The sequence below is a fragment of the Enterobacter sp. 198 genome, assembly GCF_009025585.1.
GTDB classification, from domain to species: Bacteria; Pseudomonadota; Gammaproteobacteria; order Enterobacterales; family Enterobacteriaceae; genus Enterobacter; species Enterobacter ludwigii.
In genome coordinates this window covers 146073-161430 of the sequence record NZ_WCIM01000034.1, presented here as the reverse complement: position 1 = coordinate 161430, position 15358 = coordinate 146073, and the positions used below count along the sequence as shown (strand labels likewise).

The window sequence follows — 15358 nt, the reverse complement described above, 5'->3', positions numbered from 1 at the left end:
CCCTATGCAATCAAAGCATTACGACTGCAATAACCACATCACGATGGGTAATAACGGTTACAAATTGTTGAGATCGAGCACATCTCGCATATCAAAAAGACCCTCTTTCTTGCCTTTTAACCACAAGGCGGAGCGTACAGCGCCATTTGCAAACGTCATCCGGCTGGATGCCTTATGCGTAATCTCGACGCGTTCCCCAATATCGGCGAACATCGCCGTATGTTCGCCGACGATATCGCCCGCGCGGACGGTAGCAAAACCAATCGTGCCGGGAACACGTTCACCGGTGTGCCCTTCACGGGCGTAGACCGCGCAGTCTTTCAAATCTTTATCCAGTGCATGAGCAATCGCTTCCCCCATCGCCAGCGCCGTACCGGATGGCGCGTCGACTTTATAACGATGGTGCGCTTCAACAATCTCAATGTCGGTATAACTGCCCATGACCTTCGCTGCCTTCTCCAGCAGCTTCAGCATGACGTTCACCCCCACGCTAAAGTTTGCGGCGAAGACAATCGCAATCTCGTGTGAGGCATCCTGAATGGCCTGCTTCCCGGCATCATCAAAACCGGTGGTGCCGATCACCATTCCTTTACCGTGCTGACGGCAAAATGCCAGATGCGTGAGCGTGCCTTCCGGACGGGTAAAATCGATGAACACATCAAAGTCATCTTTTACCGCCTCCAGGCTGCTCTGCACGGTAACGCCTGTCTTACCCGCGCCCGCCAGCTCACCCGCGTCAGCGCCAAGCAACGATGAGCCGTCACGCTCCAGCGCCGCGCCCAGTGCCACGCCATCCATCTGTAGTGCCGCCTGAATCAGCTGGCGACCCATACGTCCACCCGCGCCCGCAATGGCGACACGGATCTGTGCATCATGCATAGTTATTCTCTTACGTTAAAATGATGTAAACCGTTTTCAGATTAACCAGCCTTTGCAGATGCTGCCAACTGAAAACGACGATAATTAGAATTTAATGATAAACAGGAAGAAATATCAGCAAAAGGCATAATCTTCAGCGAAAACCGCACGATTCGCGGACCACCAGCGCGGGCGGTAAAATAATGCGTTTCGCCGGCTCCCGGTTCCCCTGTATCCGGCTGAAAAGCAGCTCGCCGGCCTTACGCCCTATCTCCTTCGCGGCAACGGAGACGGTAGTCAGTGCAGGCTGTACCAGCCCGGCCTCGGTAATATCGTCAAAGCCCACCAGGGCAAAATGACGTCCCGGCTCGCGTCCCATTTTGCGTAAACACTGCATAACGCCAAGGGCAACAATGTCCTGGTAACACACTGCCGCGGTAATCTGCGGATGGTTCATCAACAACGCTTCCGCCACGCGTGCGCCATCACTCTGGCTTGCCTGTGAGGTGACGATCCATTCGGGATTCGGCGTCACACCATACTCCAGTAATTTACTGGTAAATCCGCCGATACGCTGAGCGCGAGACCCCGAATTCAGGCTACCGCCGATAAAGGCAATCTGACGATGCCCCATCCTCAGTAGATGCTCTGTCGCCATTTGGGTGCCAAGGAAGTTATCGGTTCCCACAAAATCAAAGTCCGGATCGTTTAGCGGTCGCACGACCATAATTGCCGGAATATTGCGTCGCTTAAGACCATCGAAAAAGGCCTGCGGGGTTTCTCGCGCGGCACACAGCACCATGCCACAGACGTTGTTACGCATCAGCGAATCCACAAACTTTTGCTGTCGCTCGGACGACTCTTCGCTGTTTGCCAGAAACAGCAGAAGGTCGTGGCGTTCCATCTCATGGCTTAGACCTGCCGTCATTTCGCCATAAAAAGGGTTCGTGATGTCATGCAACAGGAGCCCCACCTGATTACTGCTGCGGTTTCGCAGGTTGGCTGCCGTCTGATTGTAAACATAGCCCGATTCATCCAGCGCCTGAAGTACGCGCTCCCGGGTCCGTTGCGAGATCCGCCCTTTATTACACAGCACCATTGATACGGTGGCGGTTGAAACCCCGGCGCGTTTTGCCACATCAGCCAGCGTGATACCCGTCATGATCGCTCCTTGTCGTTCACATCAGATTAATCGAATAACCTCAATTTTGCACTTTTGCGCGTGAGCCTCTTCACATAATGGCCGCCTTTTCGCCACTTATCGCCAGAACTGGCGGGTTAATCGCGTTAATCACCCTTCCCAAACAAGGTTAATCGAATAACCTTAAGCAACGAAGACGGAGAGAAAAGATGGCAACTTACGATAAATTCCCGGAAGTCGCAGTAGAGGGGTATGACGATTGTGCCTGGCAGGGCTGGGACGCGATTGTGCGCGAGCTTACCCGCAGAGCGGGTCAATATACACGAACCGTGCTGGTCATTGACTGCTACCCCGGCGTCAGGCTGGAGGAACTGGAGACAAAACTGCTGCCAGCATTGGGGGCCACGCTGACGCTCAATGCCGAACGGATGCGTCTCGACGAACACGCTTTAAGCCGGTTGCTGGCCCGACATCTCACTGACGACCGCGTCTTCGGCGTGCTCTCCTGCCACCAGCTCGACGAATTCATTGACCCGGTGAAACGCGAGGCGTTGCAGGCGCAGGTCGAACGGTGCCGCGAAGGGATAATCGTTATTTACGGGCCGGGTGCCGCGCTGGTTAATGCAGGCGATATTCTGGTCTACGCCGATTTACCGCGCTGGGAGATCCAGCAGCGCATGCGCAGCGGTGAACTGGCTAACTGGGGCGCGGCGAACCAACACGAGGATATTCTGCGTCGCTACAAACGCGCCTTTTTCATTGAATGGCGCGTATTCGATCGTCACAAAACCCCGCTGCTACGGCGTACTGATTTTCTCCTGGATACCACCCAGGCGGATAATCCGGCGATGGTCGGCGGCGATGCGCTGCGCGCCGGGTTGCAACATACCACCCAACGTCCTTTTCGTGTAGTGCCCTTTTTCGACCCCGGCGTCTGGGGCGGACAATGGATGAAACAGAAATTCGATCTCGATCCCTCTGCGCCTAACTACGCATGGTGTTTTGACTGCGTGCCCGAGGAAAACAGCCTGTTGCTTCGTTACGGCGCGGTGCGGATCGAGATCCCCTCTCAGGATTTGGTGCTGCTGCACCCCCGGGCGCTGCTGGGTGAAAAAGTGCATGCCCGTTTTGGCGCGGAATTTCCCATCCGCTTTGACCTGCTAGATACCCTCGGCGGGCAGAACCTGAGTTTTCAGGTGCATCCGACCACGGAGTACATACAGCAGCATTTTGGTATGCATTACACCCAGGATGAGAGCTATTACATCCTTGAGGCAGAGCCAGGGGCTCAGGTGTATCTGGGGACCCGAACGGGTACCCGGCCCGAAGAGATGATGGACGACCTCAGACGGGCCAGCCGCGGTGAAAAGCCGTTCGACGACGCCCGCTTCGTCAATCATTTTGCGGCGAACAAGCACGATCATTTTTTGATCCCCGCCGGTACAGTTCACTGTTCTGGAGCAGGAACCGTGGTACTTGAGATCAGCGCCACGCCATACATTTTCACCTTCAAGCTCTGGGACTGGGGACGACTGGGAATGGATGGGCAGCCCCGCCCGGTTCATCTGGCGCATGGCGAAAAGGTGATCGACTGGCAACGCGATACGCAGTGGGTCGAACAGCATCTTGTGAATCAGTGTGAACCCCTCGGCGAAGGCACCGGCTGGCGCGAAGAGCGGACCGGGCTTCACGAACGTGAATTTATCGAAACGCGTCGCCACTGGTTCAGTGAACCGGTGACGCACTCCCCCCACGGAGGCGTGAATGTCCTTAATCTTGTTGAAGGTGAAGAGGCGACGGTAGACAGCCCCGGCGGCGCATTCGCCCCGTTCGTCGTGCACTACGCAGAAACGTTTATCGTCCCCGCTGACGCAGGCGAATACCGTATTTCTCCGTCAGGGCCGAGCTGCGGTAAATCCATTGCCACCATTAAAGCCTGGGTAAGAGGTTAACCATGATTCACATTATTGTGGCGACACACGGCCCGCTGGCCACTGCCCTGCTGGAAAGCGGAAAAATGGTGTATGGCGATCTTCCTCATCGACAGGCGGTATGTCTGAACGCACAGGCTGGCATAGCGGGGTTTCGCCGTGATTTCGCTGCGGCATACCACCGCGCAGGTGCGGGCGCAGACGGCATCGTCGTCCTGTGCGATATGCAGAGCGGAACGCCCTGGAATGTGGCCTGCGAATACGCGTTTAATCCCCAGACGCATCCGCCGGTCGCCGTGGTGGCGGGAGTCAACTTCCCCATGCTCTTGCTCACCGACGACATTCTGATGGCCCGGGATGTCCATGCCGCCGCCGCGCAGCTCATCGCATTAACGCAGCCCACCCTGGTTCAGGCAAAACGGGTGGAATCCGCCCAGAACGACGATTTCTAAGGAGCTTATATGAGCATTTCGTTTGTACGTATTGACGACCGGGTGATTCACGGGCAGCTCGTCACGCGCTGGGCCAAAGAGCTGCCCTGTGATGGCATCGTGGCAATTGACGATGCCGTCGCGGCCGATCCGCTGCTCTCGTCGGTAATGAAAGGCGCGGTGTCAGATACCAGAGTGTGGCTGTTCGATATCCTGACAGCCATCGAAAAGCTGCCGAAAGTGATTGCCAGCGATAAGCGCTACTTCGTGATTGGCAAATCGCCTGTCACCCTGCAACGCCTTGAACAGGCAGGCATAAGCCTGAAGAACGGCAATGGCAAAATTAACGTCGGGCCAATGAGTGCCCGCGCCAACACCACCACCATTGGCCCTAATCAGTCCGTAACGCCAGAGGAGGCAGCAGCCTTTGACTGGCTGACTGAACAGGGACATGCCATCGAGTTTCGTCTGGTGCCCGATGCCAGTTTTTACAGCTGGCAGGACGCCCGGCAAAAACTGAAATAAGGAGCGCATGATGATTTTCGAAGCTTCTCTCATCGGTCTGCTTTGCTATCTCGGTGCACTCAGTAGTCCCTGGCTTTTTGGCCTGACGGGCGGCTGGTATCTCATCTCCCGCCCGCTGGTTTCGGGGATGCTGGTGGGCCTGATTCTGGGCGACGTTAAAACCGGGATCATGATTGGTGTGGCGGTGCAGGCCGTTTATATCGCGATGGTCACCCCCGGCGGTTCAATGCCTGCCGACCTCAATTTTGTCGCTTATCCTGCTATCGCGCTGGGGATTCTGTCGGGCAAAGGGCCAGAGGTGGCCGTGGCGCTGGCGGCGACCATTGGCATTGCCGGAACGATACTGTTTAACGCCATGATGGTATTGAACTCGTTCTGGAACCACCGCGCCGACGTGGCGCTTGAGCGCGGGGATGAGCGCGGAATTTATCTTAACAGCGCGGTCTGGCCGCAGGTGATGAACTTTGTTCTGCGCTTTGTGCCGACGTTCATCGCCGTCTATTTTGGCGCGCAGTACATCAGCGGGTTTATGGACAGTCTGCCCGACATCGTGCTTTCGACCATGAACGTGCTGGGGGGCATCTTACCGGCCGTTGGGATCGCCATCCTGCTTAAGCAGATCATCAAAAGCTACAGCATGCTGATCTACTTCCTGGTGGGCTTCATATGCATTGTGTTCCTGAAGCTCAACATGGTGGCACTGGTGATTGTGGGCGCCCTGCTGGCGTTAATTCATTACAACTACAAGCCGGAAGCGCCGCAGGCTGTCACGCCGGGTAGGCCCGCCGACGATGAGGATGAATTCTGATGGAAGACCGTAAACTGACCCGACAAGATCTGCGCCGCTGCTGGCGAGCGTGGATGATGCATAACCTCTCTTCGATGAGCTTCGAGCGTCTGGAATCGTTCGGCTTCTGTCTGAGCATGTTACCGGTCGCCAAAAAACTCTACCCGGATGCCGCCCAGCGCACCGAGATGCTGCGCCGACACGCCTCGTTTTACAACACGGAGCCGCAGATCGGTGCCATCGTAAACGGTATGGCGCTTGGGCTGGAAGAGAAAAAAGCCAACGGCGAGCCCATTGATGGCGAAACGATCAATACCCTGAAGGTGGGGCTGATGGGACCAATCGCGGGGATTGGTGACTCAATGATCCCCGGCATGCTGATCCCCATTTTGCTGAGCATCGGTATGGCGCTTGCCGCCGGAGGAAATGTTCTTGGCCCGTTGTTCTACACCGTCGCCTGGCTGGCCATCATTATCCCGGGATCCTGGTTTCTGTTTCTGAAAGGCTACCAGATGGGCTCAGGGTCGGTCGAGATGCTGGTGAGCAGCAAGTCAACGCGACTGCGCGAAGCTTTGTCTCTGCTGGGTGTATTTGTGATGGGCGGCGTGGCGGCAAGCTACGTTAAGCTGGGCACCGGACTGGAATTTATCACCCGTGACGGGGTTAACATCCATATTCAGCAGATGCTTGACGGTATCTTCCCGCAGCTATTACCGCTTCTGGTGGTTCTGGGCACCTGGTATCTGATGGCGAAACGTGGCGTCTCCCCGGTCAGGGCCATGATTGTGTTGCTTGCGCTGGCGGCGCTGGGCGTCGCGTCAGGTCTGTTTGCCGGATAAGACAGCCGGGGCAATGCCCCGGTTTTTTATGGGTGGAAGTTATGCCACAGCTCGGCCACTTTATCCGGGCGAGAGATAAACTGAAAGCGAGCAGGATCGGCAATAAATTGCGTATAGACAGGCTCATCCGTCAGGCCGAATTCGCTGTAGCGACGCGGTGTGATCATCTGTAGCCGCCCCGGCAGATAATGCGTGTTGTGCTGCCAGATGATATGGCTCCCCTGCAGCAGCGGATACCAGGCCAGTCCTTTACGCGCCCGCACGGCATCATATTCAAAACCATATTCCCTGTCGCACCACGCACCGAAGGTCAGCGGTTCATCCGGCGAGGCAGAGATAGTGGCATGCCCCCAGCCAGGCGGAACCAGCACCTTTTCACCCTGCCCGGCCAGTACGGCGAAACAGCGCCCGGGATCGTCCGCAACATACTCCTGCATATAGATAATGGCGCGCCCCTGCCAGATTTCATACAGCTCGGGCGGAGACCAGCCGCTGTGACGGCTTTTACGGTGAACATGCCCCTGGCTGCGGATCGGCTCTTCACCCAGCGTTCCCGTCGCGTAGGTCACGACCCCAAACAGCAGCATGCGTTTTTTCAGCTCCTGCCGGTCTGCCAGACGGGCGACATCCATCGCGATAGCATAAACGTCTTCCGGCCCTGAGCAGTCAGGATCCCGTAACGACGCGCGGATCTCATCAAGCGTACGGATCTCTGGCATCGGGCCAGTGACGTCCTCACCGTAGCTGAACCCCAGCGGGTGCCGGGTGATGGTCATGTCCAGCCCAAAGTTATCCATTCTGAACCTCCCAGCCACCGTCAGTGGTCAATACCCGCACGGCAAAACCATCGGGTAACGCGGCATAGTCGTGTCCGGCGACGGCGGGCCAGACCGCGAGTGAAGAGAGCGTGGTCTCACCGGTATTGATTAAACGGTGGGCGGTAAAAGGCGCAATAATATGGACGGATCCCGGCATCACGCACTCCAGACGGGTTTCGCCGGATGTCGTCTGGAGTAAAAGCAGGCCACTTCCCCGCAGTCCAAAATAGACTTCGCCCTGTTCACGACGTTGATGAAAATGGCCGCGGGTCATAAAGAATTCCCGGCCGATTTTACCTGCATGTAAATGGGTAACGCCGACAAACAACGCCCCTTCCTGTGCAGGCGATTCCAGCATTTCGACGTCATACACCGTCTGATGCGGATCGCATTGTGCCCAGGCGTCTCGATCGGCAAACAAACCATTGAGATCGGCAAGGCGTGTGGATTTAAGAATAAGTGCGCCGCGGGCAAGTGTACCACTGGCCCAGGCCACCAGAGGCGGCAGGATAATATCTGAAGTCATCGTCTTCTCCGGCCCGAGGAGAACAACCCGCCCAGCATAACAATTTAAACGATTAACCTGCGCATCAAAGGCGCAATGTGTCAGGTGAATCACAGTTAATCAGCAATAAAAATGCCGGCCACTGACGTGGCCGGCATTCGGGTCATGCGCGAGGAAACTTACTCGACTTCGCGTGCGTCGATACGCAGCTCTTTCGGGACCTCGAAAACAATGTTCTCTTCGCGTCCTTCCAGCGGGAGCGCTTCGCCGCCGCCCAGTTCCTGCAGACGGGAAATCACGTTCTGCACCAGGATATCCGGAGCCGAGGCGCCAGCGGTTACCCCGACACAGGCCACGTTTTTCACCCACGCTTCCTGGATATCGCTGGAATCATCAATCAGATAGGCCGCTTTCCCCATTCGCTGCGCAAGTTCAGCCAGACGGTTGGAGTTAGAGGAATTTTTCGAACCGACAACCAGCACCACGTCCGCCTGTTCAGCAAGAGCACGCACCGCTTCCTGGCGATTGGTGGTGGCGTAGCAAATGTCGTCCTTACGCGGGCCGACGATTTTCGGGAAGCGCTGGCGCAGGGCGTCAATCACGTCCGACGTATCGTCAACGGAGAGCGTCGTCTGGGTCATAAACGAGAGACGCGTTTCATTTTTGACGTTCAGCGTAAACACATCTTCCGGCGACTCCACCAGGTACATCCCCCCTTCCGGATTGCTGTACTGGCCCATGGTACCTTCGACTTCCGGGTGGCCGGCATGGCCAATCAGGATCGACTCTTCACCACGACGGCTGGCGCGCGCCACTTCCATATGCACTTTGGTCACTAATGGGCAGGTGGCGTCGAACACGGTCAGATCGCGGCTTTTCGCTTCGTTACGCACCGCCTGAGAAACCCCGTGCGCGGAGAAAATCAGGATCGCGCCGTCAGGCACTTCGCTGATCTGCTCAATGAAGATCGCGCCACGCTCGCGCAGGCTGTCGACGACATAACGGTTATGCACCACTTCGTGACGCACATAAATCGGCGCGCCGTAAATCTCGAGCGCGTTTTCAACAATGCTGATAGCGCGGTCTACACCGGCGCAAAAGCCGCGCGGGTTAGCCAACAGGATCTGCATTTCAGGCCTCCAGTACCGGATCGATCTCCAGCACTTCAATATCAAAATGGACGGTGCGCCCGGCAAGCGGATGGTTGAAGTCAACGGTGATGGAGTCACCATTGATTTCGCGGATCACGCCAGGCATTTCGCTGCCATCCATAGCGGTAAAGAGCATGATCGCCCCGATTTCCGGCTCACCTGCATCCATAAACTCGCGGCGCGAGAAGTACTGAACAAGGTCCGGGCTTGGCACGCCAAACGCGGCATCCGGCTCCAGCGAAAATGCCTTTTTCTCGCCTTCTTTCAGGCCAAGCAGCTGTTGCTCAAGACCTTCAGACAGGGAGGTGTCGCCGAGACGAAACAGGGCGGGTTTGCCGTTATTACGGGTGGATTCAGCCGTGGAGCCATCATCCAGTTTCAGCGTGAAATGAACGAGAACCGCGCTGTTGCTCTGTACGGATTTAGACATGCAAATTGCTCGCTTGTTTTGACCCACCGGTAAGAGACGGCAGGCCAGACATTCTGTAGGCCGGGGGCGCATGCGCCACCCGGCATTTACATTTAAGCCTGTTTCTTCGCGGCCGCGTTCGGCAAGAAGCCTTCCAACACGATTAACGCCGCGCCGATGCAAATTGCGCTGTCGGCGAGGTTAAAGGTCGCGAAGTGCCAGTCGCCGACATAGAAGTCGATCATATCGACCACAAAGCCGTGCCACAGGCGATCAAACAGGTTGCCCAGCGCGCCACCGATAATCAGCGCATAGGCGATGTTATTTAGCTTTTGTGTTGCCTTCGAACGGTACATCAGCAGCGATAGCACCACGCAGATACCGATAGCGATACCTGCAAAGAACCAGCGCTGCCAGCCACCGCTGTCAGCAAGGAAACTAAACGCCGCACCGTAGTTACGTGCGTAATGCAGGTTAAACGACGGGAACAGCGACACCGTCTCCCCCAGAGCAAAATTCTGGAGGATCAGGAACTTGCTGCCCAGATCGATAATCAGCACTACCACCACCAGCCACAGCCAGCGCAGTCCTGTTGAACAGAGAGTTTTACTCATCAGGCAAACTTACGTTTCTCGCCGTCACCGGCGACGTTGCTGACACAGCGTCCGCAGATATCTGCGTGTTCCGCCACCTGGCCGACATCAGTGGTGTAATGCCAGCAACGCGGGCATTTATCACCTTCGGCTTTGCTCAGTGCGACTTTCAGTCCTTTGAGCAGTTCGCTCTGCTGTGCATCAGCAGACGCCTGGGCATAATCCGCAACTTTCGCACCGGAGGTCAACAGGACAAATCGTAATTCATCGCCCAGCGCCGTCAGTTTCGCCGCCAGCTCTGGCTCGGCGTACAGGGTAACTGCCGCTTCCAGCGAGCCGCCGACTTTCTTGTCTGCACGCGCCTGCTCGATAACCTTGTTCACTTCGCCACGCACTTTCAGCAGCTCGTCCCAGAAGGCATCGTTCATCGCTTCGGTGCTGGAGAGATCGAACAGACCTTCATACCACTCGCCGGTGAAGACATACTTCTCACGGTCGCCTGGCAGGTAACCCCAGATTTCATCTGCGGTGAAGGACATGATCGGTGCCATCCAGCGAACCAGCGCTTCTGCGATGTGGAACAGCGCAGTCTGGCAGCTACGACGCGCCACGCTGTCCGCTTTCGCGGTGTACTGGCGGTCTTTGATGATGTCGAGGTAGAACGAGCCCATCTCGATGGAGCAGAAGCGCATCAGGCGCTGCACCACTTCGTGGAAATCATAAGATTCGTAAGCCTTCAGGATATCTTCCTGTGCCGCTTTCGCGCAGCCTACCGCCCAGCGATCCAGCACCACCATCTCTTCCGGTTTCACCATATCTTTTACCGGATCGAACCCGTTCAGGTTCGCCAGCAGGAAGCGCGCGGTGTTACGGATACGACGATAGCTGTCGGCAGCACGTTTCAGGATCTCGTCCGACACCGCCATTTCGCCGGTATAGTCGGTAGAAGCAACCCACAGACGCAGAATGTCCGCGCCCAGTTTGTTCATCACGTCCTGCGGAGAGACGGTGTTACCGATCGATTTAGACATCTTACGGCCCTGACCATCCACGGTGAAACCGTGGGTCAGCACCTGGCGATACGGTGCTTTACCTTTCATGGCGGTGGAAATCATCAGCGATGACATGAACCAGCCACGGTGTTGGTCAGAACCTTCCAGGTACATATCTGCCGCGTGGCCGGCAAATTCCGGACGCACGTCAACAACAGACGCGTGCGTTGAACCGGAGTCAAACCACACGTCCAGGGTATCAGGCACTTTCTCGTAGTTGTCTGCATCAGCGCCCAGGATGTCGCGGGAATCGAGATCCCACCATGCCTGAATGCCGTCAACTTCAACACGCTTCGCGACTTCTTCCATCAGCGCCAGGGTGTTCGGGTGCAGTTCCTGTGTCTCTTTGTGCACGAACAGAGACATTGGTACGCCCCAGGTACGCTGACGGGAGATACACCAGTCAGGACGGTTAGCGACCATGGATTCGATACGCGCCTGACCCCAGTCCGGGATCCACTGCACGCCTTTGATCTCTTTCAGGGACTGCTCGCGCAGGCCTTTCTGATCCATGCTAATGAACCACTGTGGGGTCGCACGGAAGATGATCGGTGATTTGTGACGCCAGCAGCACGGATAGCTGTGCTGCATTTTCTCAACGTGCAGCAGCGCGCCGCTGGTGCGCAGCATGTTAACGATGATGTCGTTCGCTTTGAAGACGTTAATACCGTCCAGCGCCGGGTAGGTACCAGGCAGGTAAGAGCCGTCAGGACCCACCGGGTTAGCGATTTCAAGACCGTATTTCAGGCTGATGCTGTAGTCGTCAGGACCGTGGCCACCGGCGGTATGTACCGCACCGGTACCCGCATCCAGCGTCACGTGATCGCCCAGAATCGCCGGCACATCGAAGTCCAGGAACGGGTGTTTGAAGCGCATCAGCTCCAGCGCGTCACCTTTCACGGTGCCCAGCACGGTGTAGTCGGCGATGTTCGCGCGTTTCAGCACGCTTTCGACCAGATCTTTCGCCAGGATCAGCGCCTGACCATCAACCTGCACCAGCGCGTACTCGAACTCACCGGACAGGGAGATCGCGCGGTTTGCTGGCAGCGTCCACGGGGTGGTGGTCCAGATAACCAGCGAGATGGTGCCATTGACAGAGGTCACGCCAAATTTGGCTTTCACCGCCTCCTGATCGACCGCGTGGAAGGCCACATCGATTGACGGAGAGGTTTTGTCGTAATACTCCACTTCCGCTTCTGCCAGCGCAGAACGGCAGTCCACGCACCAGTGCACCGGCTTCGCGCCTTTGTGCAGATGGCCGTTACCGATGATTTTACCCAGCGCACGGATGATGTTGGCTTCGGTTTTGAAGTCCATGGTCAGGTACGGACGTGACCAGTCACCCAGCACGCCCAGGCGGATAAAGTCCTGACGCTGACCGTCAACCTGCGTAGCCGCGTATTCGCGACATTTTGCGCGGAATTCTGCCGCGGTGAACTTCTCACCCGGCTTACCAAACTCTTGCTCAACTTTCAGTTCGATTGGCAGACCATGGCAGTCCCAGCCCGGAACGTAAGGCGAGTCATATCCCGCGAGGCCTTTGGACTTCACGATAATGTCTTTCAGAATCTTGTTTACAGAGTGACCAATATGAATGCTGCCATTCGCATATGGAGGGCCATCATGCAGAATGAAGGTTTTTTTGCCTTTTTTGGCTGCACGGATGATGCCGTACAGGTCATCATCGGTCCAACGCGCCAGCATTCCCGGTTCGCGCTTGGCGAGATCGCCGCGCATCGGGAACCCTGTTTCCGGCAAATTCAGGGTTGATTTATAGTCACTCATCAGATTCTCGGTTCCGTATTTTTCACGTAGGCATTTAAGCCGGGTTTACTCGCCCAAAAAACTCGCGGGCCGTTAATTCATCTCGCGCGATTTGCGCCTTTAGTTCATCCAGCGAAGCAAATCGCTGCTCATTGCGTATTTTTTTACGCAGTATCACATCTATATGGCGACCATAAAGGTCCATTACAACGTCCAACAGGTGCACTTCTAATTGTTGACGGACACCAGCGACTGTAGGACGTGTGCCAATATTGGCGACACCGAAATACGGTTTATCGCCCAGACCAGCCACTTCCACCGCATATACCCCTTTAACCGGGGAGACCTGACGACGTAGCGGTATATTCGCCGTCGGGAAACCTATGGTGCGGCCCAGCGCATCGCCATGGACCACACGGCCTGAAATGCTAAACGGATGTCCCAGCAGCGTTTCCGCCGTATCCAGTTCATCGTTGGCCAGCGCCTGACGCACCGCAGTGCTGCTAACCCGGACGCCGCCTTCGCAAAAGGTCATTGCGCTGGTGACATCAAAGCCGTACTCGAGGCCAGCCTTCTGTAATAGCAAGAAATCGCCCTGACGACCAGCGCCAAAGCGGAAATCATCCCCCACGGCCAGAAACTGCACGCCAAGGCGCCTGACCAGCAGGTCACTAACGAAATTTTGTGCTGTGAGCGCGGCAAAGCGGCGATCGAAACGCACGCACAATACGTAGTCCACCCCGGACTCTGCCAGGTAGCGCAACTTCTCGCGCAGGCGAGTGAGGCGAGCCGGTGATTTATCGCCGGCAAACAGCTCCAGCGGCTGCGGCTCAAAAATCATCACTACAACGGGCAGGCCACGCGCCTCCCCTTCTTTACGCAATCCCTGCAGCAGCGCCTGATGACCACGATGCACGCCGTCGAAATTACCAATGGTCAGCACGCACCCGTGCGGTGCTCTGCTGAGATTATGTATGCCGCGTATCAGCTTCATGTCTGGCTCAAAACAGTGAAAATCGCCAAAGTATACCTTGTACAGCGGTTAAGGTTAACCGGCGATTGTTCGCGCAAAACAGAAAGCCGTAATGATTTCATCAGGCTGACCTTTCACAGCAAAAAAATCTGCCTGTGAACTGCGTTTTTTGTGCCGAAAAGCTGTATTCACGAGCGACAAGCTGGTAGAATCCTGCGCCATCACTACGTAACGTAGCGTCGCCAATCAACGGCGCTTATTTGCACAAATCCATTGACAAAAGAAGGTATAGAGGGCATATTCCTCGGCCTTTGAATTGTCCACATAGATCATATTTGGGAGTTGGACCTTGGCTAATATCAAATCAGCTAAGAAACGTGCTATCCAGTCTGAAAAGGCTCGTAAGCACAATGCAAGCCGTCGCTCTATGATGCGTACTTTCATCAAGAAAGTATACGCAGCTATCGAAGCTGGCGACAAAGCTGCTGCGCAGAACGCATTTAATGAAATGCAACCAATCGTGGATCGTCAGGCTGCTAAAGGTCTGATCCACAAAAACAAAGCAGCGCGTCATAAAGCAAACCTGACCGCGCAGATCAACAAACTGGCTTAATCGCCACTTGTTGTTGCTTGTTTTAAAAGAACCCGCTTAACGCGGGTTTTTTTATATCTTCAGATTGCCGGTGGCGTAAACAGCGCCGAGTAGTCGCGGTTACAGATGCGCTGTACCGCTGGGTGTTGAATCATCCTTTCTGCAAATATCGCGTGATACTCCTCCATCACGTTATCGACCCGGCCAATCTCCGTAATCTTGTTATCTGAATAGAGATCGTGCACGTACAGCGTCGGTGCAACGAAGATGGCGTTATGCGCCTCACCAAAGGCTTTCATTAGCGCCGCATCGTCAAACTCGCCGAGGATCTCCACCTTCAGTCCCTGAGAGTTAAACCAGTTCAGCAGTTTGCGCCCAAGCATGGAGCGCCGGCCTGGTACCAGCAAACGACGCTCCTCCAGACAGGCAGGAAACGGTTTTTCGGGCGGCGGGTTAATGCACCAGAAGCTGACCCCGCATTCGCCAATCTTCACCGAGAACAGCCCTTCCTGCTGCGTAGAGTCGATCGGGCAGTCCGAGATAATCATATCCAGCTTATGCTGGCTCAGCTGCTCCAGCAGCATCTCGTGCGTGGACTCAAAACAGCGCAGGTGGATTTGCTCATCTTCGACCACCGCCGCATCCAGCACGCCGCTGACCAGCCGTTTTGACAACGCATCCGCCACGCCGACGTCAAAGAGCAGGTTTGACTCTTTGCGGTAGTTAACAATATCCAGCATCTCCTGGCTTAAGGTGAACATCTTATCCGCGTAGCGGAAAACCAGTTCGCCCAGCTCACTTGGCTCAATCCCACGGCCCTTGCGCTTAAAGAGCTTGCCCTGCAGCCGCTCTTCCAGCGCTTTGATTTGCCCGGTGATGGTCTGCGGCGTCAGGTAGAGCGCCTCTGCCGCCCCCACGACCGATCCCTGCTTATAGACGTGCCAGAAGTAGTAAAGGTGGTTGTAATTCAAATGAGACATCGTGTCTTC

16 protein-coding genes and 1 pseudogene are annotated in these 15358 nt (G+C 56.0%); 6 read left to right on the top strand and 11 right to left on the bottom strand.

Annotated elements, in window-relative coordinates; translation table 11 throughout:
- Positions 1 to 57 precede the first annotated feature (57 nt).
- Together dapB and F8561_RS23350 are read right to left on the bottom strand one after the other, a co-directional pair.
- Positions 58 to 879: a 4-hydroxy-tetrahydrodipicolinate reductase gene (dapB, locus tag F8561_RS23355; RefSeq protein ID WP_050737504.1), complete on the bottom strand. Its 822-nt coding sequence runs from the start codon at positions 877 to 879 to the stop codon at positions 58 to 60.
- 133 nt (positions 880 to 1012) lie between these two features.
- On the bottom strand, positions 1013 to 2020 hold the full coding sequence (locus tag F8561_RS23350) for a LacI family DNA-binding transcriptional regulator (RefSeq protein WP_020882554.1): 1008 nt from the start codon (positions 2018 to 2020) through the stop codon (positions 1013 to 1015).
- A gap of 188 nt (positions 2021 to 2208) precedes the next feature.
- Between F8561_RS23350 and F8561_RS23345 the strand changes: the two genes are divergently transcribed.
- From F8561_RS23345 to F8561_RS23325, 5 genes are read left to right on the top strand one after another with little or no spacing between them, the layout of a single operon-like run.
- Positions 2209 to 3951 (top strand): class I mannose-6-phosphate isomerase, encoded by a 1743-nt coding sequence (locus F8561_RS23345; RefSeq protein WP_151888025.1) that lies wholly within the window; start codon positions 2209 to 2211, stop codon positions 3949 to 3951.
- Between the two features lie 2 nt (positions 3952 to 3953).
- Entirely contained in the window at positions 3954 to 4382 is a 429-nt protein-coding gene (locus F8561_RS23340; RefSeq protein WP_020882552.1) for a PTS sugar transporter subunit IIA, read from the top strand.
- Between the two features lie 9 nt (positions 4383 to 4391).
- Positions 4392 to 4886: a PTS system mannose/fructose/N-acetylgalactosamine-transporter subunit IIB gene (locus F8561_RS23335; protein ID WP_151888024.1), complete on the top strand. Its 495-nt coding sequence runs from the start codon at positions 4392 to 4394 to the stop codon at positions 4884 to 4886.
- A gap of 10 nt (positions 4887 to 4896) precedes the next feature.
- Positions 4897 to 5694: a PTS mannose/fructose/sorbose/N-acetylgalactosamine transporter subunit IIC gene (locus F8561_RS23330; RefSeq protein ID WP_151888055.1), complete on the top strand. Its 798-nt coding sequence runs from the start codon at positions 4897 to 4899 to the stop codon at positions 5692 to 5694.
- Positions 5694 to 6512 (top strand): PTS system mannose/fructose/sorbose family transporter subunit IID, encoded by an 819-nt coding sequence (locus F8561_RS23325; protein WP_151888023.1) that lies wholly within the window; start codon positions 5694 to 5696, stop codon positions 6510 to 6512. Before F8561_RS23330 ends, F8561_RS23325 begins: the two co-directional genes overlap by 1 nt.
- A 26-nt stretch (positions 6513 to 6538) precedes the next feature.
- On the opposite strand, the gene F8561_RS23320 is transcribed toward F8561_RS23325, so the two are convergent.
- The 8 genes and pseudogenes from F8561_RS23320 to F8561_RS24505 form a co-directional block, all read right to left on the bottom strand.
- The gene (locus tag F8561_RS23320; protein ID WP_151888022.1) at positions 6539 to 7309 is read right to left on the bottom strand and encodes a glucose-6-phosphate isomerase family protein; all 771 of its coding nucleotides are present in this window, start codon (positions 7307 to 7309) and stop codon (positions 6539 to 6541) included.
- A complete protein-coding gene (locus F8561_RS23315) occupies positions 7302 to 7856 on the bottom strand; it encodes a glucose-6-phosphate isomerase family protein (protein WP_020882548.1) in 555 nt (184 codons plus the stop codon). Before F8561_RS23315 ends, F8561_RS23320 begins: the two co-directional genes overlap by 8 nt.
- Before the next feature lie 158 nt (positions 7857 to 8014).
- Positions 8015 to 8965, bottom strand: a complete 951-nt coding sequence (gene ispH, locus F8561_RS23310) for a 4-hydroxy-3-methylbut-2-enyl diphosphate reductase (protein ID WP_151888021.1) — start codon at positions 8963 to 8965, stop codon at positions 8015 to 8017.
- A gap of 1 nt (position 8966) precedes the next feature.
- Positions 8967 to 9416 (bottom strand): FKBP-type peptidyl-prolyl cis-trans isomerase, encoded by a 450-nt coding sequence (fkpB, locus tag F8561_RS23305; protein WP_020882546.1) that lies wholly within the window; start codon positions 9414 to 9416, stop codon positions 8967 to 8969.
- Positions 9417 to 9508: 92 nt separating this feature from the next.
- A complete protein-coding gene (lspA, locus tag F8561_RS23300) occupies positions 9509 to 10009 on the bottom strand; it encodes a signal peptidase II (RefSeq protein WP_151888020.1) in 501 nt (166 codons plus the stop codon).
- On the bottom strand, positions 10009 to 12825 hold the full coding sequence (ileS, locus tag F8561_RS23295) for an isoleucine--tRNA ligase (RefSeq protein ID WP_151888019.1): 2817 nt from the start codon (positions 12823 to 12825) through the stop codon (positions 10009 to 10011). The genes lspA and ileS overlap by 1 nt, the downstream gene beginning before the upstream one ends.
- A gap of 34 nt (positions 12826 to 12859) precedes the next feature.
- Complete coding sequence (ribF, locus tag F8561_RS23290; RefSeq protein ID WP_014168574.1) at positions 12860 to 13798, bottom strand: bifunctional riboflavin kinase/FAD synthetase; 939 nt, start codon at positions 13796 to 13798, stop codon at positions 12860 to 12862.
- Between the two features lie 7 nt (positions 13799 to 13805).
- A pseudogene (locus F8561_RS24505) lies at positions 13806 to 14024 on the bottom strand (DUF2575 domain-containing protein).
- Positions 14025 to 14126: 102 nt separating this feature from the next.
- Here F8561_RS24505 and rpsT point away from each other — a divergent pair.
- Entirely contained in the window at positions 14127 to 14390 is a 264-nt protein-coding gene (gene rpsT, locus F8561_RS23280; protein ID WP_008502037.1) for a 30S ribosomal protein S20, read from the top strand.
- 59 nt (positions 14391 to 14449) lie between these two features.
- Here the strand turns inward: rpsT and nhaR are convergent, their stop codons facing one another.
- Positions 14450 to 15349 carry a transcriptional activator NhaR gene (gene nhaR / locus F8561_RS23275; protein WP_014168572.1) on the bottom strand — a complete coding sequence of 300 codons (900 nt, stop codon included), beginning with the start codon at positions 15347 to 15349 and terminating at the stop codon, positions 14450 to 14452.
- Between the last annotated feature and the right edge of the window lie 9 nt (positions 15350 to 15358).

Excerpts from the sequence above, each read along its gene's own strand:
- dapB (WP_050737504.1), bottom strand. The coding sequence starts at position 879 with ATGCATGATGCACAGATCCGTGTCGCCATTGCGGGCGCGGGTGGACGT.
- F8561_RS23350 (WP_020882554.1), bottom strand. The coding sequence starts at position 2,020 with ATGACGGGTATCACGCTGGCTGATGTGGCAAAACGCGCCGGGGTTTCA.
- F8561_RS23345 (WP_151888025.1), top strand. The coding sequence starts at position 2,209 with ATGGCAACTTACGATAAATTCCCGGAAGTCGCAGTAGAGGGGTATGAC.
- F8561_RS23340 (WP_020882552.1), top strand. The coding sequence starts at position 3,954 with ATGATTCACATTATTGTGGCGACACACGGCCCGCTGGCCACTGCCCTG.
- F8561_RS23335 (WP_151888024.1), top strand. The coding sequence starts at position 4,392 with ATGAGCATTTCGTTTGTACGTATTGACGACCGGGTGATTCACGGGCAG.
- F8561_RS23330 (WP_151888055.1), top strand. The coding sequence starts at position 4,897 with ATGATTTTCGAAGCTTCTCTCATCGGTCTGCTTTGCTATCTCGGTGCA.
- F8561_RS23325 (WP_151888023.1), top strand. The coding sequence starts at position 5,694 with ATGGAAGACCGTAAACTGACCCGACAAGATCTGCGCCGCTGCTGGCGA.
- F8561_RS23320 (WP_151888022.1), bottom strand. The coding sequence starts at position 7,309 with ATGGATAACTTTGGGCTGGACATGACCATCACCCGGCACCCGCTGGGG.
- F8561_RS23315 (WP_020882548.1), bottom strand. The coding sequence starts at position 7,856 with ATGACTTCAGATATTATCCTGCCGCCTCTGGTGGCCTGGGCCAGTGGT.
- ispH (WP_151888021.1), bottom strand. The coding sequence starts at position 8,965 with ATGCAGATCCTGTTGGCTAACCCGCGCGGCTTTTGCGCCGGTGTAGAC.
- fkpB (WP_020882546.1), bottom strand. The coding sequence starts at position 9,416 with ATGTCTAAATCCGTACAGAGCAACAGCGCGGTTCTCGTTCATTTCACG.
- lspA (WP_151888020.1), bottom strand. The coding sequence starts at position 10,009 with ATGAGTAAAACTCTCTGTTCAACAGGACTGCGCTGGCTGTGGCTGGTG.
- ileS (WP_151888019.1), bottom strand. The coding sequence starts at position 12,825 with ATGAGTGACTATAAATCAACCCTGAATTTGCCGGAAACAGGGTTCCCG.
- ribF (WP_014168574.1), bottom strand. The coding sequence starts at position 13,798 with ATGAAGCTGATACGCGGCATACATAATCTCAGCAGAGCACCGCACGGG.
- nhaR (WP_014168572.1), bottom strand. The coding sequence starts at position 15,349 with ATGTCTCATTTGAATTACAACCACCTTTACTACTTCTGGCACGTCTAT.